General features: G+C 69.9%; 20 protein-coding genes and 1 riboswitch. Of the genes, 7 read left to right on the top strand and 13 right to left on the bottom strand.

The features are described 5' to 3' along the window. Positions 1-19 precede the first annotated feature (19 nt). Positions 20-1,273, bottom strand: a complete 1,254-nt coding sequence (locus RAB71_RS01715; RefSeq protein WP_010340985.1) for an MFS transporter — start codon at positions 1,271-1,273, stop codon at positions 20-22. Positions 1,274-1,372: 99 nt separating this feature from the next. Here RAB71_RS01715 and RAB71_RS01710 point away from each other — a divergent pair, with 99 nt between their 5' ends. After that, entirely contained in the window at positions 1,373-2,278 is a 906-nt protein-coding gene (locus RAB71_RS01710; RefSeq protein ID WP_041499841.1) for a LysR family transcriptional regulator, read from the top strand. Positions 2,279-3,097: 819 nt separating this feature from the next. On the opposite strand, the gene RAB71_RS01705 is transcribed toward RAB71_RS01710, so the two are convergent. From RAB71_RS01705 to RAB71_RS01685, 5 genes are all read right to left on the bottom strand, one after another. Further along, positions 3,098-3,430, bottom strand: coding sequence for a thioredoxin family protein (locus tag RAB71_RS01705; protein WP_010340148.1), 333 nt, complete (start codon positions 3,428-3,430; stop codon positions 3,098-3,100). Positions 3,431-3,503: 73 nt separating this feature from the next. Next, on the bottom strand, positions 3,504-4,064 hold the full coding sequence (locus tag RAB71_RS01700) for a flavodoxin (RefSeq protein ID WP_010340147.1): 561 nt from the start codon (positions 4,062-4,064) through the stop codon (positions 3,504-3,506). A gap of 96 nt (positions 4,065-4,160) precedes the next feature. Next, positions 4,161-5,201: a ribonucleotide-diphosphate reductase subunit beta gene (locus RAB71_RS01695; RefSeq protein WP_010340146.1), complete on the bottom strand. Its 1,041-nt coding sequence runs from the start codon at positions 5,199-5,201 to the stop codon at positions 4,161-4,163. A 108-nt stretch (positions 5,202-5,309) separates the two neighbouring features. Next, positions 5,310-7,724: a ribonucleoside-diphosphate reductase subunit alpha gene (locus tag RAB71_RS01690; RefSeq protein WP_010341219.1), complete on the bottom strand. Its 2,415-nt coding sequence runs from the start codon at positions 7,722-7,724 to the stop codon at positions 5,310-5,312. Positions 7,725-7,904: 180 nt separating this feature from the next. Further along, a riboswitch (cobalamin riboswitch) is annotated at positions 7,905-8,124 on the bottom strand. Between the two features lie 188 nt (positions 8,125-8,312). Next, complete coding sequence (locus RAB71_RS01685; RefSeq protein WP_146095605.1) at positions 8,313-8,840, bottom strand: hypothetical protein; 528 nt, start codon at positions 8,838-8,840, stop codon at positions 8,313-8,315. A 178-nt stretch (positions 8,841-9,018) separates the two neighbouring features. Between RAB71_RS01685 and ompR the strand changes: the two genes are divergently transcribed. The 3 genes from ompR (at position 9,019) to RAB71_RS01670 (ending at position 12,012) form a co-directional block, all read left to right on the top strand. After that, a complete protein-coding gene (gene ompR, locus RAB71_RS01680; protein WP_029561969.1) occupies positions 9,019-9,747 on the top strand; it encodes a two-component system response regulator OmpR in 729 nt (242 codons plus the stop codon). Beyond that, a complete protein-coding gene (locus RAB71_RS01675; protein WP_104609495.1) occupies positions 9,744-11,012 on the top strand; it encodes an ATP-binding protein in 1,269 nt (422 codons plus the stop codon). Before ompR ends, RAB71_RS01675 begins: the two co-directional genes overlap by 4 nt. A 76-nt stretch (positions 11,013-11,088) precedes the next feature. After that, entirely contained in the window at positions 11,089-12,012 is a 924-nt protein-coding gene (locus RAB71_RS01670) for an alpha/beta hydrolase (RefSeq protein WP_010342073.1), read from the top strand. Positions 12,013-12,046: 34 nt separating this feature from the next. Here the strand turns inward: RAB71_RS01670 and RAB71_RS01665 are convergent, their stop codons facing one another. The 3 genes from RAB71_RS01665 to RAB71_RS01655 form a co-directional block, all read right to left on the bottom strand. After that, on the bottom strand, positions 12,047-12,817 hold the full coding sequence (locus tag RAB71_RS01665; RefSeq protein WP_010342072.1) for an NAD-dependent deacylase: 771 nt from the start codon (positions 12,815-12,817) through the stop codon (positions 12,047-12,049). A gap of 165 nt (positions 12,818-12,982) precedes the next feature. Continuing rightward, positions 12,983-13,414 (bottom strand): organic hydroperoxide resistance protein, encoded by a 432-nt coding sequence (locus RAB71_RS01660; protein WP_010342071.1) that lies wholly within the window; start codon positions 13,412-13,414, stop codon positions 12,983-12,985. Positions 13,415-13,511: 97 nt separating this feature from the next. Beyond that, a complete protein-coding gene (locus RAB71_RS01655; protein WP_010342070.1) occupies positions 13,512-13,970 on the bottom strand; it encodes a MarR family winged helix-turn-helix transcriptional regulator in 459 nt (152 codons plus the stop codon). 141 nt (positions 13,971-14,111) lie between these two features. On the opposite strand from RAB71_RS01655, the gene RAB71_RS01650 reads away from it, so the two are divergent. Further along, positions 14,112-14,516, top strand: a complete 405-nt coding sequence (locus RAB71_RS01650) for a hypothetical protein (protein ID WP_010342069.1) — start codon at positions 14,112-14,114, stop codon at positions 14,514-14,516. Positions 14,517-14,543: 27 nt separating this feature from the next. On the opposite strand, the gene zapE is transcribed toward RAB71_RS01650, so the two are convergent. Together zapE and RAB71_RS01640 are read right to left on the bottom strand one after the other, a co-directional pair. Then, complete coding sequence (gene zapE, locus RAB71_RS01645) at positions 14,544-15,641, bottom strand: cell division protein ZapE (RefSeq protein WP_029561968.1); 1,098 nt, start codon at positions 15,639-15,641, stop codon at positions 14,544-14,546. Continuing rightward, complete coding sequence (locus RAB71_RS01640; RefSeq protein WP_010342067.1) at positions 15,638-16,303, bottom strand: alpha/beta hydrolase; 666 nt, start codon at positions 16,301-16,303, stop codon at positions 15,638-15,640. Before RAB71_RS01640 ends, zapE begins: the two co-directional genes overlap by 4 nt. A gap of 86 nt (positions 16,304-16,389) precedes the next feature. Here RAB71_RS01640 and RAB71_RS01635 point away from each other — a divergent pair, with 86 nt between their 5' ends. Next, a complete protein-coding gene (locus RAB71_RS01635; protein WP_010342066.1) occupies positions 16,390-17,253 on the top strand; it encodes a hypothetical protein in 864 nt (287 codons plus the stop codon). 61 nt (positions 17,254-17,314) lie between these two features. Here the strand turns inward: RAB71_RS01635 and RAB71_RS01630 are convergent, their stop codons facing one another. Further along, positions 17,315-18,640, bottom strand: coding sequence for a GTP-binding protein (locus RAB71_RS01630; protein WP_010342065.1), 1,326 nt, complete (start codon positions 18,638-18,640; stop codon positions 17,315-17,317). A gap of 75 nt (positions 18,641-18,715) precedes the next feature. Here RAB71_RS01630 and RAB71_RS01625 point away from each other — a divergent pair, with 75 nt between their 5' ends. Then, a complete protein-coding gene (locus RAB71_RS01625) occupies positions 18,716-19,099 on the top strand; it encodes a MerC domain-containing protein (protein WP_010342064.1) in 384 nt (127 codons plus the stop codon). Between the two features lie 1,102 nt (positions 19,100-20,201). Here RAB71_RS01625 and RAB71_RS01620 read toward each other — a convergent pair. Then, the gene (locus RAB71_RS01620; RefSeq protein WP_010341364.1) at positions 20,202-21,959 is read right to left on the bottom strand and encodes an ExeM/NucH family extracellular endonuclease; all 1,758 of its coding nucleotides are present in this window, start codon (positions 21,957-21,959) and stop codon (positions 20,202-20,204) included. Between the last annotated feature and the right edge of the window lie 50 nt (positions 21,960-22,009).

Here is a 22,009-nt window from a genome sequence, read left to right as displayed (position 1 = left end):
TGGATGACGGCGGCGCGGCTCACTCGCCGCGCGGCGGATGCGGCCCGAAGCGGCCATAGGGGCGGCTGTCGTCGGCACCGCGGCGCAGCACCTGCGCGGCGACCAGGCCGATGCCCAGCAACACCAGGCAGCAGGCGACCAGCGCGTTCCAGCCACCGTGCTGCCAGGCCGCGCCGCTGAGCGAGCCGATCACGCTGGCGCCGGCGTAATAGGCCAGCAGGTACAGCGAGGCGGCATGGCTCTTGTGCTGGCCGCCCAGGCGCCCGACCCAGGCGCTGGCCGCCGAGTGCGCGACGAAGAAACCGATAGTCAGCAGCACGATGCCGGCGATGACCGGCACCAGCGCATGCGCCAGGGTCAGCGCCACGCCCAGCGCCGCGGTGGCGATGCCGGCCAGCACCACCGGGCCGCGGCCGAACCGGTCGGAGGCGGCGCCGGCGACCGAGGACGACACGATGCCGAACACGTAGGCGCTGAAGATCATGCCGAGCTGGCTCTGGCTCAGGCCGAACTCCGGTCCGCCCAGGCGGAAGCCAGCGTAGTTGTAGACGCTGACGAACACGCCCATCGCCAGGAACGGGATCGCGAACAGCCACGGCAGATGGCGATCGCGCAGATGCCCGCCCCAGGCGCGCAGGTGGAAGCGCAGGTTCACGCCCTGGCGGCGCACGAAATGCCGCGATGGCGGCAGCAGCCACACGAAGCCGATCGCGGCCAGCAAATCGACCGTACTCAGCGTAGCCAGCGCGGTGCGCCAGTCGAAGTGATCGGTGAGCACGCTCATGCCGATGCGGCCGACCATGCCGCCGAAGGCATTGCCGGCCACGTACAGTCCGGTGGCCGCGCCAAGCCGGCTCGCCGGCAGTTCCTCGGCCAGGTACACCATCGCCACCGCCGGGACGCCGCCCAGGGCGATGCCGGACAGCGCGCGCACCGCCACCAGCGCGCCCCAGTGCGGCAGGTAGGCCGCGAGCAGGTTGAGCAGCGCCGCCAACGCGATCGACACGAACATCAGCCCGCGCCGGCCCAGCGTCTCCGACACCGCGCCGGCGCAGAAGATCGCGATCGCCAGGCCGCCGGTGGCCAGCGACAGCGGCAATGAGCTGGCCGCCGCGGTGAGCCCGAACTCGCGGGCGAATTCGGGCAGCAGCGGCTGCACGCTGTACAGCAGCGAGAAGGTGGCGAAGCCGGCCAGGAACAGCGCCAGGCGGATGCGCAGCAGCGGCGCATCGTCCACGGCGTGCGCCGGCGTGCATTGGCTGGAGGCGTTCACGGGATAGGTCGCGGCGGGAAACGGAGGGCCAGTATTCGCCTGACCGACCCCGGCGTCCAATATATGATCGTCCCGTTCTCCATATGTGTTGGATATGACATGGAACTGCGGCACCTGCGCTATTTCCTGGCCGTGGCCGAGGCCGGGCACTTCACCCGCGCCGCGGCGCAACTGGGCATCCAGCAACCGCCGCTGAGCCAGCAGATCCGCGCACTGGAGGAGGAACTGGGTACGCCGCTGTTCGTGCGCACACCGCGCGGCGCCGAGCTCACCGATGCCGGCCGCGCCTTCCGCACCGAAGCCCGGCGCGTCCTCGCCGACCTGGAACGCGCCGGCGATGCCGCACGCCGCGCCGCACGCGGCGAAAGCGGCGTACTGCGGCTCGGCTTCACCGCCTCGGCCGCGTTCAACCCGATCGTGCCGACCCTGGTGCGCGGCTTCCGCCGCGGCTGGCCGGCGGTGACGCTGGCGCTGGAAGAGACCAACACCGCCGGCCTGCTCGCTGCGCTGCTACAGGGACGGCTGGATGCGGCCTTCATCCGCTACAGCGTGGCCACGCCCTCGGAACTGCAGTTGCTCAAGCTGCCCGATGAACCGATGAAGATCGCGGTACCGGCCGCGCATCGCCTGGCCAAGCGCAAGCGCGCGCCGCTCTCGGCGCTGGCCGGTGAACCGTTCATCCTGTTCCCGCGCAGCTTCGGCACCAGCCTCTACGACGAGATCCTCGACGCCTGCCGCCAGGCCGGCTTCGAGCTGAAGATCGAACAGGAGGCGCCGCAGATGTCCTCCATCGTCAACCTGGTGGCCGCCGAACTGGGTGTGTCGGTGGTCCCCGCCTCCACCGCGCAGGTGCAGTTGCCCGGCGTGCGCTACCTGGACATCGATGGCCGCGTGCCGATGGCGCGGCTGGCCCTGGCCGCGCTGCCGGCCACCGCGCAAGCGATGCCGATCGTGCGCCATCTGTGGCAGTTGGCGCAGGGACATGCGGCGGGCAGGCGTGGGTAGGGGTGGCGGTGCATGGCTTTGCTCTGTATGCATGAACGAATCAACTGCCGTGCAGCCGCGACGAACAACGCTGCCAGGTACCCAACCTCAACGCGTCGGGACTGAAGTCCCTCCCACAGTGCACCCATCCGACTTATCGCAAGCCCCGGCGAGAGGCGTTGGGCATGCCTCGTACCATCAGGCGAGAGAGGTTTCCACGGTAAAACCTGTCGCGGCTGAAGCCGCTCCTACGCTGGGTTCACCAGGTTACGAGGAACACAGCCCGCGTCACGCAACCTCTTTACGCTCGCCGACCACGACTATCTGTACGCCACGCGCAGCGCATTCGCTGGCGGGCGCTGCAATGACGCGGACATGCGCTGCAGCGGCAGTTGCTTCGGTCTTTGCTGTTGCTGTTGCTGTTGCTTTGGCTTTTGACTTACCGGGTTCCCTTCCGTAGCAGCGGCCAGCGCGGGGAAACACCCGAAGGGCGGCGTACATGGATGTACGCCGTCCGCGGCAGGGGCAGGATGCCCCTTCCGCGGATCCCCGTGATGGACGCGGACCCGGAGCGCGCAGCGCGGAGGGCGCGTAGGCAGGGTGTGCTTGACCAGCCTTCGGCTGTGGTGAAGCGCTTCTTTTGGTTACTTTTCTTTGCACAAGCAAAGAAAAGTGACTCGCCCGCAAGGGCGAAAGCCTTTGCTGTTGCTTCCAAGCTTTCGTGTCGGACAAGAAGAACCGTAGGAGCGGCTTCAGCCGCGACAGACGCTATGGGAAAGCCCGTCGCGGCTGAAGCCGCTCCTACGAGATACGAGTACGAGGTGCGAGGAACCCGCGCGCTCAGCCCAGGTGCGTGCGCACCGCTTCGTCGATCTTGGCCGGCGGCACGAAGCCGGGCACACGCGCCACTTCCTCACCCTGGCGGAACAGCATCAGCGTCGGCGTCTGCCGCAGGCCCTGCGCGCGGAAGAACTCCTCACCCACGTCTTCCATCTTCACCTTGAGCAGGGTCACGCCCTGCGCCGTGTCGCTCTCGGCGAAACGCTCCAGCGACTTGTCGAGCATGCGGCAGCCCGGGCAGTTCTCCTTGTTGAAATCGGCCAGCACGCGCGGGTGCGCGGCGAGGGCATCGGCGAACTGTTCGGCGCTGGAAACGGTGATGGTGGTGAGCATGGAACGGACCTCGTCTGGAACGTGACGCCCGGCGCGGCGATGGTCGGCGCCCGGGGCGGAAAAAGGAAAAGGATCAGCCGCTGCCGGCAGGCAACGGCACTGCGGTCTGCACGGCATCGGTTCCAGCCGTGCCGACCACGTCCTGCGACACCGCCGCTACATCCGGCTGCAGGACCCGCGTCGCGCGCAACGCCAGCACCTGCGCGCACCAGGCGTCGATGGCCGCGTTGTCGCGGTCGCCGTGCGGCATCTGCTCGATCTCCAGCCGCGGATAGGCGCTGTCGAAGAACCGCGCGATGCGTTTGACCGCACCGCAGTAGTACTCCAGCCCCCACTGCGTCTCGCCGGTGCCGAACGCCGCCACCTCGATCGTCTTGCCTGTCGCCTCGACCAACTCGGCGATATAGCGCTTCATCTCCGCCGGCGTGCGCCCGGCGTTGTCGCTCCAACTGCCGAGCAGATGCAGATCGAAGTCCGCCGCGCGCGCGGCATCGCCGAGCGCGCCCTGCAACGTCTGCAGATCGGTATGGATCCAGGTCACCGCATGCCCCGCCGCCTCGCACTGCGCATGCACGCGGCGGGCGACGTCGCGGGTGTTGCCGCTGAGCGAAGCGTAGGCGAGCAGGATACGCATGGGGCGGGGATTCGGGATTCGGGATTGGGGATTCGCAAAGCGGGGTTCGACGTTGCCGTTACGAATCCCGAATGCCGAATCCCGAATCCCGGCCCTTCACAGATCGTCGAAGCCGTTGTCCGAGTTGGTCTTCTTGTAGCTGGCGTTGCGCATCTCGAAGAAGTCGGTCTTGGTCTCGGTGAAGTTGTCGGCGTAGGCCTTGATCCAAGGCATCACGTTGTCGCTGGCGCCGCTGTACAGCTTCTCGATGCCGAGCATGCCGGACATCTTGTTGGCGCGGTACTTCACGTACTGGATCATCTCGTCCACGTCGATGCCCTCGATGCCGTCGAGCACTTCCGAGGACCACTCGGTCTCCAGGCGGATCGCGTGTTCGAAGGCCTGGTGCACGTAGTCGGTCAGCTCGTTGGTCTGCAGCTCGGCGTTCTCGCCGATGATGGCGCGGATCAGCTCGCTGATGAACTTGGTGTGGGCCAGCTCGTCGCGGTTGATGAAGCTGATGATCTTGCCGGTACCGGTCATGCGGTTCTGCCGGACCAGGTTGTAGAAATACGCGAAGCCGGAATAGAAGTTGATGCCTTCCAGGATCGAGGACTGGATCAGCGAGCGCAGCAGGGTCTCTGCGGTCTTCTCGCGCATGAAGTCGTCGTAGGCCTGCATGATCGGCTGGTTGCGCGCGATGATGGTCGGATGCGTGCGCGCGATCTCGAACACGCGGTTCTGGTCGGCCAGGCCGGCGATCGAGGCCAGCACGTACGAGTAGCTCTCGTTGTGGATCACTTCCTGCTGGCCGATGATCGCGGCGTTGGCGTGCGCGGCCGGGTCGGTGATGTATTCGGCGACGTTGTAGATGAAGCGCGTCTGCGGCGAATCCAGCGTGGCCAGCAGGCCGATGATCGAGTCGTAGGCGTTCTTCTCGCGCGCCGACAGCTCCCCGTACTGCTTGGCATCGCCCTTCATGTCCACTTCGTCGGGGATCCAGAAGTTGGTCGACAGCTCCTTGTACGCCCGGTAGAAGGACGGGTACGGGATGTCGTTCCAGTTGAGGATGCCGCTGGTGGTGCCGTTGATGATGCCGGTGGAACGGTTGGGGTGCAGCGGTTCGAGGATCTTGATGCGATCGAGCGCGATGGCCATGGATGTGCTTCGGTAGTCGGGTGAACGGCGCCGGCGGGCGGCGCGGGAATACGGGACGCGCGCGGCAGGACAGGCCTGCCGCGCGGCGCGGGCGTCAGACGCCGGCGATCAGCTCGAGCACCACTCGCACTCGCTGATGTCGATGTCGTTGGAACGCACGTAGTACGTGGTCTTCAGGCCTTCCTTCCACGCGGTCATGTGCAGGTCCAGCAGGGTGCTGGCGCGGATGCCGCTGGGCACGTAGAAGTTGAAGCTGATCGACTGGTCGACGTGGCGCTGGCGGCGGGCGTTCTGGCGCACGCTGGCGAACTGGTCGACCTTGTAGGCGCCCTTCTCGTAGTACGGATAGGTGTCCACGGTCAGCCCCGGCGCCACCACCGGACGGCGGAAGTCCTTCTTCTCTTCGTAGTAGAACGCGCTGTAGATCGGGTCGATCGACGCGGTGGAGCCGGCGATCTGCGCGGTGCTCATGTTCGGTGCCACCGCCACCATCCAGGCGTTGCGCACGCCGTGCACGCTCACCTGCGCGGCCAGTTCCTGCCACTGCGCGCTGTCGTAGCCGCGCTTGGTGAAGTACTCGCCGTTCTGCCAGTCGCTGCCCTTGAACACCTTGTACGCGCCCTTCTCCTTGGCCAGCGCCAGGCTCGCCTGGATGGTCAGGTAGTTGATGCGCTCGTACAGCGAATCGCTGTACGCCTCGGCGTCCGGCGAATTCCAGTCGATGCCCTTCTGCGCCAGCAGGTGGTGCCAGCCGAAGGTGCCCAGGCCGATCGCGCGGTACTTCTGGTTGGTGATGGTGGCCTGCGGCACCGGCAGCTCGTTGAGGTCGATGACGTTGTCGAGCATGCGCACCTGGACGCGGATCAGCCGCTCCAGGATGTCCGGCGACAGCAGGTCCGGCTGCGCGGTGACCGCGCGGCCCAGGTTCACCGAGGACAGGTTGCACACGACGAAGTCGCCGGCCTGCTTGGTGGTGACGATCTGGTCGCCGCTGATCATCTCCTGGATGACCCGCGTCGGGCTCATGTTCTGCAGGATCTCGGTGCAAAGGTTGCTGGAATACACCATGCCCTGGTGCTTGTTCGGGTTCATGCGATTGACTTCGTCGCGATAGAACATGAACGGGTTGCCGGTCTCCAGCTGGCTGACCATGATCCGCTTGAACATGTCGATGGCCTTGACCACCTTGCGGCCGATGCGCTCGTCGGCCACCACTTCCTCGTAGCGGGCGCGGAAGCTGCCTTCGCCGCGCTTCTCGTCGAAGAAGTCCTGCAGGTACCAGCCCTTGACCTCCTTCACCTCGTGCGGGTCGAACAGGTACCACTCGCCGCGGCGCTCCACCGCTTCCATGAAGATGTCCGGCACGCACACCGCGGTGAACACGTCGTGCGCGCGCAGGCGCTGGTCGCCGTTGTTCAGGCGCAGGTCCAGGAACGCCTCGATGTCGCGGTGCCAGATGTCCAGGTACACGGCGATGGCGCCCTTGCGCTGGCCGAGCTGGTCCACCGACACGGCGGTGTTGTTGAGCTGCTTGATCCACGGCACCACGCCGCCGCTGGAGTTCTTCACCCCGCGGATCGCCGAGCCGGACGAACGCACGTAGCCCAGGTAGGCGCCGACGCCGCCGCCGTGCTTGGACACGCGCGCCACGTCGGTGTTGGAGTCGTAGATGCCCTGCAGGCTGTCGTCGACGGTGTCGATGAAGCAGCTCGACAGCTGCCCGCCGATCTTGCCGGCGTTGGCCAGGGTCGGCGTGGCCACGGTCATGTACAGGTTGGACAGCGCCCAGTAGGCCTCGCCGACCAGCTGCATGCGGCGCTCGCGCGGCTTCTCGTCCTGCATCAGGTACAGGGCGATGGTCAGCCAGCGCTCCTGCGGCAATTCATAGACCTTGCGCGAGTTGTCGGTGGCCAGGTAGCGCGTGGCCAGCAGGTACAGGCCGTTGTAGGCGAACAGCTTGTCGCGCTCCGGATCGATCATGCGGCCGGCTTCGGCCAGTTCGTCCTTGGAGTAGTTCTTGAGGATGTCGATCGAGTACACGCCGCGGTCGGCCAGGCTTTCCTGCAGGCCGACGTAGGAGCCGTACTTCTCGCCGGCATCGTAGAAACGGTTCTTGCTGGCGCGCTTGTACAGGCGGTCCAGGTACAGGCGAGCGGCGAAGTACTCCCACTCCGGCGTGGCGATGTCCACGCGCGACTCGGCCTCGCGGATCAGGTAGTCGACCATGTCGTCGGCCGACAGGCTTTCCTTCTTCTCGATGAAGGCGAAGGCCTTGCGCTCGTAGTCGCTCACGTCCAGCTGCGGGAATTCGGCGTGGATCCGGTCCAGGGTGCGCTGCAGGCGCGAGCGGTCGAAGGCCATGCGGCGGTTGCCGCCGTCCTTGACGATCCAGGTCACGGCGCGCTGGTCGTTGCTCGGCTCGCTGCTGGCCGTCGGCTCCGGCTGGGCAGTGGCGGCAGCGGTCGTGGGGTCGACGGCGGCGTCGACGGACGCGGTGGCCGGCAGGCTGTGGGTCTGGCTCATGAAGGTCTCCAAGCGTGGTGCACGCGGCCGCCCGACCCTCGCAGGCAGCGGTCCGACCGGGTTCGCAGGTGGGCGGGCGGTGTCGCGAAGACTGCAAACGGCGCAGGCACCGGGCCTGCGGGCGGTCATCGCTGCACCGACCCTCTCCCCCCGGAGAGCGCGCGGTCGGCGCCGCGCGGTGTGCTTCGCGCGGCTGTCGGCAGGTCTTCGGGCTGATGGGCAACGGCCGTGGCCGGTTCCTAGCCCGTCGCTTCCCAAGGCGGGCGCCTCAGTGCGGATGACGGGTTCGTTCCCAATTACCGCTGCGGGGCAGCGCCGGAGTTGGCGATGGCACGCCGCACCGGCTTCCCTTTTGATCCCGCGGCTTGTGGCCGCCGGAACCGACCACCCCAAGATAGTGGGGTCGGTCGGCGACGTCAACGCTAAATATGGGTGGAATTACGAAAACCTAAGCCTGGCAACGGTTTGCCGCCGACGGCCGATTCCGGTCCCGCCGCGGCGGCCGTTCGCGGCCGTGACGGGGCCGTGAAGCCGGCCGCGGCCAGGAGAGCTGGCGCCCCCGGACGGCCCCCGACACCGCGGCCTCGCCTATGGCCGGCACGGCACCAGCGCACCGCTGGCGTCGGTGCAGGTGCCGGTGTGGACGACGCTGCCGTCCTGCACGCTGGTGCTGCCCTGGTAGCTGCCCTGCGTGCCCGCGACGCTGCTCTGGCGGCTGCCGCTGAGCGTGCCGTCGGCGGCGCGGGCCAGGCTGCCGCTGCTGCTGGCAGTGGCGCCGTCGGCGCCCTGCACGCTGGCGCTGCCCTGGCGGCTGGCGCTGCCGTCGGCGTTGCGCTCGGCACTGCCCTGGCGCGTGGCGCTGCCGCCGGCGGCCGTCATGCGGGTGGCGGCGCTGCTGGCGCTGGCGTTGCCCTGGCCGTCGGCCTGCCATTGGCGGGCGCGCTGCACGCTGCCGTGGGCGCCGCTGGCGCTGGCCTGCACGGCCGCGTGGCGGGCGCCATCGGCGCCGCCGGCGCTGCGCGTGCGGGTGTGCTCGCGTGCCTGGGCGCTGGGCACGACCAGGACGCCGGCGGCCAGCGCCAGCAGCAAGGAGGTGGTGCGAGGGGACAGCGACATGGCGTTCTCCGGTGACGGCAGCGGCGTGCTGCCAGGCATCACCGTAGTCACGGCGCCGGCGCGCGGGGCGCCGGATCGGCCAGCGGATGTTGCCGCAGGCCACGGCGGAAACATCCGCTTACAGATGCGCCGCCATCGCCGTTGCCGCCAGGCCGCGGCGCAGCCGATAGTGGCGTCCATGCACGATGCCGCGCCCGCTCCCCGCCTGCTGCTGGTCGACGACGACGACCGCCTGCGCGCCCTGCTGTGCCGCTACCTGGAAAGCCAGGGCTTCGCGGTCAAGGCGGTGGCCGACGGCGTGCAACTGCAGCAGGCGCTGGCGCGCGGCCACTACGATCTGGTGGTACTGGACCTGATGCTGCCCGGCGAGAACGGCCTGGAGATCTGCCGACGCCTGCGCGGCCAGGGCGACCACACCCCGATCGTGATGCTGACCGCCAAGGGCGACGAGATCGACCGCATCGTCGGCCTGGAGATCGGCGCCGACGACTACCTGCCCAAGCCGGTCAACCCGCGCGAGCTGCTGGCGCGGATCCGCGCGGTGCTGCGCCGTACCCGCCCGGGCGGCGCCGGCGCGCCGCAGCCGGACGGCGGCGAGATCGGCTTCGGCCGCTTCCGCCTGCACCTGGGACGGCGCGAGCTGCGCCGCGACGGCGAACCGCTGAAGCTCACCACCGCCGAGTTCGCGGTGCTGTCGGTGCTGCTGCGGCACCCGCAGCAGCCGCTGAGCCGCGACCGCCTGTCCAGCCTGGCGCACGGCCGCGAACACGAGCCGCTGGGCCGCAGCATCGACGTGATCGTGGCGCGGCTGCGCAAGCTGCTGGAAGACGACGTGCGCACGCCGCGGCTGATCCAGACGGTGTGGGGCGTGGGCTATGTGTACGTGCCGCCGGAGCCGCAGGCGTGAGCGCGCCTGCCTTCCGCGCCAACGGCTGGCCGCGCAGCCTGTTCGGGCAACTGGCGCTGGTGATCGCGCTGGTGCTGGCCGGCGCCGGCCTGCTGGCGCTGCTGCTCGGCCGCGAACTGGCATTGCGGCCGGCAGCGCAGCAGCAACTGCGCGTGCTGCACGGCTTGGCCAATGTCGCCGAGGCGCTGCAGCGCTCGCCGGCCGCCGCGGCGCTGGCACCGGCGTTGCGCGAGGCCGGGCTGCAACTGCGCAGCGCGCCGCCCACGGCCAATGCCGCCGGCCCGCTGGTCGACGCCGTGCAGCGCCGCGCGGCCGACCAGCTCGGCCCCGGGCGCGCGTTGCGGCGCGACGCCGACGGCACCCTGTGGCTGCAGTTGGCCACGCCCACGCCGCTGTGGATCGCGTTCTCCAGCCAGCCGCGCGGGCACGGCCTGCGGCGATTTTCGGTGGCGATGCTGGCCGGCTGCACGCTGTTGGTCTGGCTCGCCGCTGCGCTGGTCGCGCGGCGCCTGGTGCGGCCGCTGCGGCAACTGGCGCAGGCCGCTCCGCACCTGGTGCGCGGCGAACAGGCCGGACCGATCGCCACCGGCGGCCCGCGCGAAGTCGCCGCGCTGGCGCAGGCGCTCACCGCGGCCAGCGCCGACGTGCGCCAGGCCGCAGCCGAGCGCGCGCTGCTGCTGGCCGGCATCTCCCACGACCTGCGCACCCCGCTGACGCGGCTGCAGTACGCGCTGGCGCTGCTGCCGCAGGTGGAGCCGGAACTGCGCGAGGGCATGGAGCGCGACATCGGCGAGATCGACGCGATCCTGGCGCAGTTCATCGCCTACGCCCGCGACGGCCGCGACGAACCCGCCGTGGCCCTGGACCTGGCCGACCTCTGCCGGCAGGCGCTGGGCGCGGCGCAACCCGGCTGGGAGGCCGTCCTGCCCGCGCAGGCGCCGCTGCACGGGCGGCCGCTGGCGCTGCAGCGCGCGCTCGGCAACCTCGTCGGCAATGCCGAGCGGCACGGCGCCGCGCCGTTCCAACTGCGCCTGCACAGCGACGGCGGCGATGGCTGGCGCATCGAGGTGCGCGACCACGGCCCCGGCCTGGATCCGGCGCTGGCGGCACGCGCGCTGCAGCCGTTCGTGCACGGCGGCCATGGCGGCAGCGGACTGGGCCTGGCGATCGTCGAGCGCGTCGCCCGCCAGCATCGCGGCGCGTTGCTTCTGCAGCCCATCGCCCCACACGGCCTGTGCGCCACCCTGCACCTGCGCCCGGCCTGAACCGGCGCGCGCCGGCGCCTGCAGCGGCCGGCCGTGCCACGACCTCCCTCGCCGTTCTTCAAGGAGTGATCCGCCCATGCGCCTGTCCCGCCCGTCGCCCGCCCATTGCCTGCTCGCCCTGGCGCTGCTGCTGCCGGGGCTGACCGCCACGCCTGCCCACGCCCAGGACGGGCGCCTGCGCGCACGCCTGCTGCAGCGTCTGCAGGGTGATCGCGCCGACACCGCGCGTGCGCCGCTTCCAGCCGGCGCGCAGGTGCTGCGCGACGTCGCCTACGGCCCGGACCCGGCGCAGCGCATGGACGTGTACCTGCCGGCAGGCGTGCGCCAGGCGCCTCTGCTGGTGATGGTGCACGGCGGCGGCTGGGCCGACGGCGACAAGGACAACCCCGGCGTGGCCGCCAACAAGGTCGCGCACTGGTTGCCGCAAGGCCATGTGCTGGTGTCGCTGAACTACCGCCTGCTGCCGCAGGCGACGCCGCTGCAGCAGGCGCAGGACGTGGCGCGCGCGGTCGCGCGGATCCAGCAACTGGCGCCGCAGTGGGGCGCCGATCCGGCGCGGCTGGTGCTGATGGGCCACTCGGCCGGCGCGCACCTGGTGAGCCTGCTGGACCTGTCGCCGGACCTGCTGGCGCAGGCCGGGGCGCGCCGACCGCTGGGCACGGTGGCGCTGGACAGTGCGGCGATGGACGTGGAGCAGGTGATGCAGCAACGGCATCTGCCGCTGTACGACCGCGCGTTCGGCAGCGTGCGCAGCGACTGGATCGCCGGCTCGCCATACCACGTCATGGGCGCCAGCGCGCCGCCGCTGCTGGCGGTGTGCTCCAGCCGCCGTGCCGATGCCTGCGCGCAGGCGCGCCACCTGGCCGCCAAGGCCAACGGCCGCGGCATCCGCGTCGAGGTGCTGCCGCAGGACGCCAGCCATGCCGAGATCAACCGCGACCTGGGCCTGCCCTCGGCCTACACCGCGGCGGTGGACGCGTTCCTGCACACGCTGCGCTGAGCGCCGCGCGCGGCTCCCGCGGCCGGCAACGCGCTCAGGCCACCATGCACTGCTGCAGCAGCAACGGCAGCGCCACCGCGGCGCTGTCGCGCCAGTGCAGATCCGCACGGGCCGACAGTGCGCTGGGTTCGGGATTGATCTCGACCACGCAGGCGCCGCGCTCCTTGGCCTGCAGCGGCAGGCTGGCGGCCGGATAGACCAGGCCGGAACTGCCGATCACCAGCACCAGGTCGGCGTTGTCGGCCGCGGTCTGCGCGCGCGCCCACTCCGCCGCCGGCAACGCTTCGCCGAACCACACCACGCCCGGGCGCACCGTGCCGCCGCAGGCCGCACACACCGGCGGCGCCAAGCGCTGGCTGGGGGTGTGCACGTCGATCGGCGGCAGCAGGCCGCGCCAGGGCTGGCCGCAGTCGCTGCAGCGCAGCGCCGACAGGCGGCCGTGCACGTGCGCGGCGACCTCGCTGCCGGCGCGCTGGTGCAGGTCGTCCACGTTCTGGGTCACCAGGGTGGTGTGGCGGACCTCGGCCAGGCGCGCCAGCGCCAGGTGCCCGGCGTGCGGCTGCGCCTGCGCCACGATCGCCATGCGCCAGCGGTACCAGCCCCAGACCAGGGCCGGGTCGGCACGCCAGGCGTCCTCGGTGGCCAGTTGCTCGGGATCGAAGCGCGACCACAGGCTGTCGTCCTGGCCACGGAAGGTCGGCACCCCGCTCTCGGCGGACATGCCGGCACCGGTCAGCACCAGCAGACGGCGCGCGCCCTGGATGAAGGCGGCGACGGTCTCGGCGTTGTAGGCGGAACTGAGCATGGCGCGCTCGATTTGACGAAGCGCACACTATTGCATCGCCACAGGGCGGCCTCAATGTGCACGGCAGCACGCGCAGGCGCCCGCAACGCGAACGGGCGGCCAGTGGCCGCCCGTTCGCGTGTCGTCATGGACCGGCGCAGGTGCCGGCCCGGACCTCCGGCTGGCTCAGTCGAGCACGACCAGCTTGACGTCGATGTTGCCGCGGGTGGCATTGGAATACGGGCACACCTGGTGGGCCTTCTCCACCAGCGATTCCAGCGTCGCACGCTCCAGGCCCGGCACGGCGATGCGCAGCTCCACGGCGATGCCGAAGCCGCCCGGGATCTGGCCGATGCCGACATGGCCTTCGATGCTCGGCTCGGCCGGCAGCTTCACCTTCTCCTGGCCGGCGACGAACTTCAGCGCGCCGATGAAGCAGGCCGAGTAGCCGGCCGCGAACAGCTGCTCGGGGTTGGTGCCGTCACCGCCGGCGCCGCCCAGTTCGCGCGGGGTCGACAGCTTGACGTCCAGCGCCTTGTCCGGGGTGGCGGCGCGGCCGTCGCGGCCCCCGGTGGCAGTAGCGGTGGCGGTGTAGGCGATGGTGGTCGGTGAAGCCATGGTGGTTCTCCTTGGAGGGCGGCGCCGCGGCGCCATGGGGTAGAGGGTCGAACTGGAGGGATGGTCTAAAGAGGACTGCGATCGGGTCGGGAACCTCTCAGGCGGCGGCCTGCAACTTGCCGCGGACCTCTTCCAGGTCGTGCTTGAGCCGGGTCAGTTGCTGCAGATCGCAGGCGACCGCGCACAGCACGCCTTCCGGCACCGCCTGTGCGCGTGTGCGCAGCGCCTGGCCGTCGGCGGTCAACGCGATCAGCACGCGGCGCTCGTCATCGGCGGCGCGGCGGCGGGTCAGCAGGCCGATCGCCTCCAGGCGCTTGAGCAACGGGGTCAGGGTGGCCGAATCCAGGAACAGCTTCTCGCCGATCTCAGACACGCTGCGCTGGTCCTGCTCCCACAGCACCAGCATCACCAGGTACTGCGGATAGGTCAGGCCGAGGTCGCGCAGCAGCCCGCGGTAGAGCTTGTGCATCGCTAGGTTGGCCGAATACAGCGCGAAGCACAGCTGGGTATCCAGCTTCAGCAGGGCGGTGGCGTCGGGGGCAGAGGTACGGTCCATGGGCACTACATTACATAGCACGCTATTTAATAGCAAGCGATATTTATGCTCCGCCGACTCCTTGCTGAAGCCGGCGCCGCCCTCCCCCTCGTGCTGCGAGCGACGCAGGACTACGCTGCGCGCAACTCGAGGAGCTTCCGCATGCGCGCATCGTTGCTGCTGCTGGCCGCGCTCGGCGCTGCCCCCACCGCCGTGGTGCCCAAGACCGTGCCCAACACCCTGCCCGACGGCCCGGTGCTGGTCGGTGCCGGCGCCGACGCGCTGGCCCGCGAAACCCGTCGTCAGTGCCCCGGCGTGCCGACCGACCGGCTCACCCCGGCCGATCTGCTCGATGCCGAGGAGACCTTTCGCGATGGATTGCCGGCGGCGCAGCGCCAGGCCATGGATCGGCAATTGCCGCAGGACGGCGCGTCTGGGCCGTTGCGCTGCGCACGCAGCGAAGGCGGCGCCAGTTGCCCGGCGGCCGCCTATCTGGAAGAGATCGCCGGCGCGGGCCTGATGCCGCGCTTCGTCGCCGGGCTGTGTGCGCCTGGCGCGGTGCGCTGAACCCGCACCGCGGACATCGGTCTGCGCTCAGACCCGGTGCGCCGCCGCCAGGTACTCGGCGCTCTGCATTTCGATCAGGCGCGAGGCGGTGCGCTCGAACGCACCGGCCAGGCGCTCGCCGGTGTACAGCAGCGGCGGCGGATCCTGCGCGGTGCAGACCAGGTTGACGTGGCGGTCGTACAGCTCGTCGATCAGGTTGACGAAGCGCCGCGCCGCGTCCTCGTTCATGCGGTCGAAATGCGGGATGCCGCCGAGCAGCACGGTGGTGAATTCGTGCGCGATCTCGATGTAGTCGCTGGGACCGCGCGGGCCTTCGCACAAGGCGACGAAATCGAACCAGACGATGCTCTTGCCGCGCGCGCGCACCGGGATCTTGCGCCCTTCCAGTTCGATGTTGCCGCGGCGCGCCTCGGCATTGCCGGTCAGCGCGCCCCAACGCTCGCCCAGCCAGGCATCGCTGTCCTCGGCCAGCGGCGCACGGTACACCGGCGAGCGGGTCAGCGCGCGCATGCGGTAGTCCTCGGTGCCCTCGGCGTACAGCTCCACGCAATAGGTCTGCAGCAGGCCGATCGCCGGCAGGAAGCTCTCGCGCTGCAGACCGTTGAGATACAGGTTCTGCGGCGCGGTGTTGGAGGTGGTGACCAGGGTCACGCCCTCGGCGAACAGGCGCTCGAGCAGGCGCGACAGCAACATCGCATCGCCGATGTCGGTGACGAAGAACTCGTCCAGCACCAGCACGCGCAACCGGCTGCGCCACTCCTGCGCGATCTTCGCCAGCGGATCGCTCTGCCCGGCGTGTTCGCGCAGGCGCTCGTGCACGCCGCGCATGAAGCGATGGAAATGCGTACGGTACTTCCGCGCGATCGGCAGGCCGTCGTAGAACAGATCGACCAGGAAGGTCTTGCCGCGGCCGACCCCACCCCAGAAGTACAGGCCGCGCACCGGCTCGGGCTTCTTCCAGAACGCCGACAGCCGGTCCAGCCAGCCCTCCTGGTCGCCATCGACGATCGCGACGTGGATGCGGTCCAGTTCGGCCAGCGCCGCATGCTGGGCCGGATCGTCGCGCCAGTCGCCGCGCGCCACGCCCTCGGCGTAGCGCTGCGACGGCAATGCCGCCGCGCTCACGCCTGCGCCGCCGGCAGCCAGGCCTTGACCGCGTGCTGCAGGGCGCCGCGCAGGTCGATCAGCTTGCGATGGAAGAAGTGGCTGGTGTCGGGCATGCGCACCAGTTGCGGTTGCGCCTGCAGCGTGTCCAGCCAGTCGTACACGGCCTGCGGGTCGACGATCTCGTCGGCCTCGCCCTGGATCACCAGCCACTGCGGCGGCGGCGCCATGTCGGAAAAATCCCAGCGCCCGGCCGGCGGCGCGATCGAGATCAGCACCTGCGGCTGCAGCGCGGCGCTGGCGCGCAGCGAGACGTAGGCGCCGAAGCTGAAACCGGCTAGCCACAGCGCATCGTGCGGACGCTGATCGCGCACCCAGGCGGCCACCGCGGCCAGGTCCTGCTGCTCGCCTTCGCCATGGTCGAAGCTGCCGGCGGAGGCGCCGACGCTGCGGAAGTTGAAGCGCACCACGCGCACGCCCAGTTCGCGCAGCGCGCGCGCGACCATGGTCACCACCTTGTTGTGCATGCTGCCGCCCTCGGTGGACAGCGGATGGCAGACGATGGCGGTGACCGGCAGCGCGGGGACGTCGGCATCGGGCAGATCGACCGCGGCCTCGATCGGGCCGGCGGGGCCTTGCAGGGTCAGCGCGCCGGAAGCGGTGGGGAAAGCAGGAGAAGTCATGCGGTCATAATACCGGGGCTGGGTCGCGGCCACATGCCGAAGCGGTGCACGCAGCGTTCTTTTTCCTCCCGATCCGGATCCTGCGTGTGGTCTTCGTCTTGTTGAGTGTGGTGTGCAGCGTGCTGGTCTCGGCGCTGCTGAAGCTGGCGCCGCAACGGCGCATCGACCTGGCCCAGGCGGTGACCTGGAACTACCTGGCGGCGCTGCTGCTGTGCGCCGCGCTGCTGCACCCGCCGCTGGCCGCGCTGGGCGACGCGCAGACGCCGTGGGTGGCGCTGCTTGGCCTGGGCGTGCTGCTGCCGGGCATCTTCCTGGTGCTGGGCCATGCGGTGGCCAGTGCCGGCATCGTGCGCACCGACGCGGCGCAACGGCTGTCGCTGCTGCTGTCGCTGGCGGCGGCCTTCCTGTGGTTCGGCGAACAGGCCAACGCCGCCAAGCTGGCCGGCTTGGCGCTGGGCCTGCTGGCGATCGCCGGCGTCGTGCAGCGGCCGGACGCGACGCCGCACCGCGCCGCAGGCACCGCGCCGTGGCTGCTGCTGGTGTGGGTCGGCTTCGCCGCGATCGACGTGCTGCTCAAGCGCATCGCCCAGGCCGGCACCCCGTTCGCCGCTTCGCTGCTGGTGGCCTTCGCGCTGGCCTTCGTGCTGCTGCTGGGCGTGCAGCTGTGGCGCCACCTGCGCGGTACCGCCCCGCTGGCCTGGCGCAACCTCGGCGCCGGCCTGCTGCTCGGCGCGCTGAACTTCGGCAACATCCTGTTCTACGTGCGCGCGCACCAGACCGTGCCGGACAGCCCGGCCAGCGTGTTCGCGGCGATGAACCTGGGCGTGATCGGCCTGGGCACCCTGCTCGGCATCGCCGTGTTCGGCGAACGCACCACCCGCTGGAACCGCCTCGGCCTGCTGCTGGCGGTACCGGCGATCATCCTGATCGCGATGGGTGCAGGCAGCTAACCATCAGCACCCGCACCCCGCTCTTACGATTCCCCAATCCCGATTCCCCACTCCCGGCCTCTCAACGCCTCCACACCGGGAAGGGATCCTCCAGTCCCTGCCACGCCACCGGCCCTTGCCGCAGTTCGATGTCGTCGAGCAGACAGGCATCGAGTTCGGCGCGCACCCGCGCCGTGTCGAGGCCGACGCCGATCACCGCCAGTTCCTGGCGGCGGTCGCCCCACAGCGGATGCCACATCGCGCGCAGCGCCGCGTACTCGCGCGCATCGCCGACCTCCTCGGCCTGCGGCGGAGGCGCGTTCCAGCACGCGGTCTGCTGCCGCTGCCAGCCTAGCTCGGTGTACGCCAGCGGCGACGGCGGCAGCGCCAGCGGCGTGTCCAGCAGGCCGCGGTCCACGCGCTCGCGCGCCGCATACCAGAAGCCGGCGGCCTGGGTCTGGGTGGCCGCACCGACGATGGACAGCTCGCCGACCCAGTCCATGCGGCTGGCCAGCCAGAAGAAGCCCTTACTGCGGATCACATCGCGCAGCCCGCGCTGCGCCAGCCGCGCGAAGCGCAGCGGGTGGAACGGCCGGCGCGCGCGATAGACGAAGCTTTCGATGCCGAACTGCTCGGTCTCCGGCGCGTGCTCGCCGCGCAGCGCCTGCATCCAGCCCGGCGCCAGCTGCGCGCGCACGAAATCGAAGCGGCCGGTGTCCAGCACCAGCTCCAGCGGCACGTCGCCGCGGCTGGCCTCGACGATGCGCGCATCGCGGTTGAGCGCACGCAGTACCGCGCGGGTGCGGTCGAGGGTGGCCGTATCGGCCAGGTCGGCCTTGCTGATGACGATCACGTCGGCGAACTCGATCTGCTCCACCAGCAGGTTGACCAGCCCGCGGTCGTCGTCGTCCCCGGCCTGCAGGCCACGGTCGGCCAGACGCTCGGCCGAGCCGAAGTCACGCAAGAAGCTCACCCCGTCGACCACGGTGAGCATGGTGTCCAGGCGCGCGACGTCGGCCAGGCCGCGACCGTCGGCATCGCGCACAGCGAAGGTCGCGGCCACCGGCATCGGCTCGGAGATGCCGGTGGATTCGATCAACAGGTAGTCGTAGCGCCCGCTCTCGGCCAGGCGTTGCACTTCCTGGCGCAGGTCGTCGCGCAGGGTGCAGCAGATGCAGCCGTTGCTGAACTCGACCAGCGTCTCTTCGGTGCGGCTGAGCGCGGCGCCGCCGTCGCGGATCAGCGCCTCGTCGATGTTGACCTCGCTCATGTCGTTGACGATCACCGCCACGCGGCGGCCATCGCGGTTGTGCAGCACGCGATTGAGCAGGGTGGTCTTGCCGGCGCCCAGGAAGCCGGACAGGACGGTGACGGGAAGGCGGGAATCGGAAACGGCGGACGTGGACATGGCGGGCATCGGCGCGGAAGCGTGGCGGGCCAGAAATGTTATTATATAACACTTGATGCATTGGAGTGATCGTCCATGAAATCCCTGCCGCAATCCTTCTTCGATGCCTCGGCGATGCTGTTGTCCGGGCTGTGCCTGCTGCACTGCCTGGCCTTGCCGTTGCTGGCCGCGGCGCTGCCGCTGTTCGGCGTGTGGGCCGAGGCCGAGTGGGTGCACGTGGTGTTCGTGGCGATCGCCGCGCCGTTGGCGGGGTTGGCGCTGTGGCGCGGGCACCAGCGCGATGCGCTGCCCTGGCCGCTGTGGACGCTGGCGGCGCTGGGCCTGCTCGGGCTGCTGGCCGGCGCTTTCGGCATTCCCGACGAGGCCAGCGAGACCGCGATGACGGTCAGCGGCAGCCTGGCCCTGGCCAGTGCGCACCTGTGGAACTGGCGCAGGCATCGGCGGCGGTGCGGGCATTGAGTGGGACGTGTTGCATGGCGTGCTTTCGCTGAAGGCGATCAGGGGCACGATGCAGTTTGGTTTTGGCTTTCGCTGTTGCTGTTGCTGTTGCTGTTGCCGTTGCTCTGGCTTTTGACTTACCGGGTTCCCTTCCGAAGCGGCGGCCAGCGCGGGGAAAAACCCCGAAGGGGCGGCGTACATGGATGTACGCCGTCCGCGGCAGGGGCAGGATGCCCCTTCCGCGGATCCCCGGGATGGACGCGGACCCGGAGCGCGCTAGCGCGGAGGGCGCGAGGCAGGGTGTGCTTTCTTTTGGTTACTTTTCTTTGCACAAGCAAAGAAAAGTAACTCGCCGCAAGGCGAAAGCTTTGCTCTTGCACTTGCTGCTACGGTGACGACCGCTGGATCGTAGGAGCGGCTTCAGCCGCGACAGCCATGACCAATTACGTTTGTCGCGGCTAACGCCGCTCCTACAGATCTTCTCGTTTGACACTCAAGATTGAAGCAACAGCAAAGGCTTTCGCCCTTTCGGGCGAGTTACTTTTCTTTGCTCGCGCAAAGAAAAGGTAACCAAAAGAAAGCGCGCCCTGCCTTGCGCCCTCCGCGCTGCGCGCTCCGGGTCCGCGGATGTACCGGGGATTCGCGGAAGGGGCATCCTGCCCCTGCCGCGAACGGCGCACATCCATGTGCGCCGCCCTTCGGGTGTTTCCCCGGTCCATCCGCCGCTGCGGAAGGGAACCCGGTAAGTCAAAAGCCAGAGCAACGGCAACAGCAGAAACAACAGCAACAGCAACTGCAACTGCAACTGCAACTGCAACTGCAACAGTCGATGCTGTCGTTCTATCGGGCAAAAGCACGGCATCTACCGACTTCGGGCGGCACGATGGCAACGCGCGCGGCAAACGCCACAAGAGACAAGAGCAATCCTCAAGAGCCGCTGGTGACACGCAAGGCGAGACGCGCAGCACGCGCCGCCTGAAACACAGCGCTATTCCGCATGATGGCAGTCGTGCGCTTCGCGCATGACATCAGCTCCGGCGGTACTTCCCGTACATCGAGGCTGGGAAAAGAAAGCGACAACCGGCTTTTCCCGATTCCCCATTCCCATTTCCCCATTCCCAGCCTACAAATCAAACCCCAGCAACAACGGATCGTGATCGGAACTGCGCCACGGGCCCGGCAGATCGCGCTCGCGGTAGCCGTCGCTGTCGGGCAGATCGGCGTTGACGTGCCATTCGGCGGCACCGCGCAACCGCGCCGCCAGCGCCGGACTCAGCAAGGCGTGGTCCAGCCGGCCACTAAGGCCGCGATAGACGAAGCTGTAGGGCTGCGCGACATGCGCCTCCTGCAACGCATCGCGCCAGCCGGCGTCGCGCAGCAGGCGCAACGGATCTTCCATCGCATAGGCGTTGAAATCGCCGAGCAGCACGTTGGCCGTGCTGCCGGTGCCGGTGGGGTCGCTGCGCAGCCACGCATCGACGCGGCGCGCCGACTCGGTGCGGGTCGCGTTCCAGCAGCCCTGGCCATCGCCGCGGTCGGCGTCGGCGCCGCTGGCCTCGCTGCAGCCGCCCTTGGACTTGAAGTGGTTGGCCACCACCACGAACGGCGCACCACTGCCGCGGCGGAACGCCTGCGCCAGCGGCACGCGGCTGTGCTCGGCGAACGGGCCGCCTTCCAGCATCGCCGGCTTGCCCACCGGGCTGACGCGCGAGGCGCGGTAGATCAGCCCGACCCGGATCGGGTTGTCGCCGGGGCCGCGCCCGGCGTCGACGAAGCGCCAGTCGCCGCCGCCGGCATTAAGCGCGTCGACCAGGCTGGCGATCGCTGAGGTCGGGCCGTAGCCGTCGTTCTCCAGTTCCATCAACGCGGCGACGTCGGCCTGCAGCGGGCGGATCGTGGCCACCAGCTTGCGCAGCTGCGCCTGGAATTCGGCCGGCGTGCGTGCGCCGCGCAAGGTCGGGAACCCGCCGCCGCGGCCGTCGCCGTTGAAGAAGTTCTCCAGGTTGAACGCGGCGATGCGCAGGCTGCCGGCGACCTGCGGCGGCGCCGGTTCCGGCGGCGGCGTCAGTTGCAGCGCGGCGGTCGGATACAGCCGCGCGGCACCCTCGATCATCCCGCCGACGATGCCCTCCACATCCTGGAGCGTGCTGCCCGCACGCGGCGGTGCAGTGGCGCTGCCCAGATAGTCCGGAAGTTTTGCCGTTGCCGTTGCCGTTGCCGTTGCCGTTGCCGGCGGCGGCGGCGGCGCGGCAAGCGAGCCCAGGCGCAGCCCGCGCCGCGCGTTGTCGGCCACCACCGCCGCCTGCTCGGCGCTGCCGGGTGCCGCCACCTCGCTGGGCTGCCACAGGCGCCCGCCGAAGGCCACGCCGAGTTCGCCGGTCTTGCCCAGCATGTCGTTGTCGACCACGGTCAGCGGCGCGGCGATGCGCACGCGCATGCCGGCCAGCGCCGACCAGTTGGCCGGCGCCGCGTCGAGCACCTGCAGCGGCAACGGTTGCGCCCGCGCCAGCACGGTGTGCCCCTGCTCCAGCACGCTGCGCCCGACGAAGGCCGTGCCGGCCTTGGCCGACGCGGCGGCCTGCGGGGCCAGTTCGCCCCACACCCGCACGCGGTCGCCCGGGGCCAGGCTGCGCTCGGCATCGCCGCGCACCAGCAGGGCGTCGGCGGTCAACGGATCGTCGTCGCCTGCGTCCTGCACCAGGTAGCCGCTGCCGCCGGCCTCCACCCGAGCGGTGACCACGCCCTCGAACACCACACCCTGCGCCTGCGGGCCCGGGCGTAACTGCCCGATCGGCAACAACGTCGGCGGCGTCAGCGCCTGCGCGGCGGGGGCTGCGACCAGCAGCAGCAACGACAACAACGATGGCGGCGGCATGCGCATGCGATCACTCTCCTTGTTTGCGCCGGCACGCGACGGGCGCGGAAACGAAT

It is taken from the genome of Xanthomonas sacchari, assembly GCF_040529065.1.
In the GTDB taxonomy this organism is placed as follows: domain Bacteria; phylum Pseudomonadota; class Gammaproteobacteria; order Xanthomonadales; family Xanthomonadaceae; genus Xanthomonas_A; species Xanthomonas_A sacchari.
This window is presented reverse-complemented; position numbering and strand designations above follow the sequence as displayed.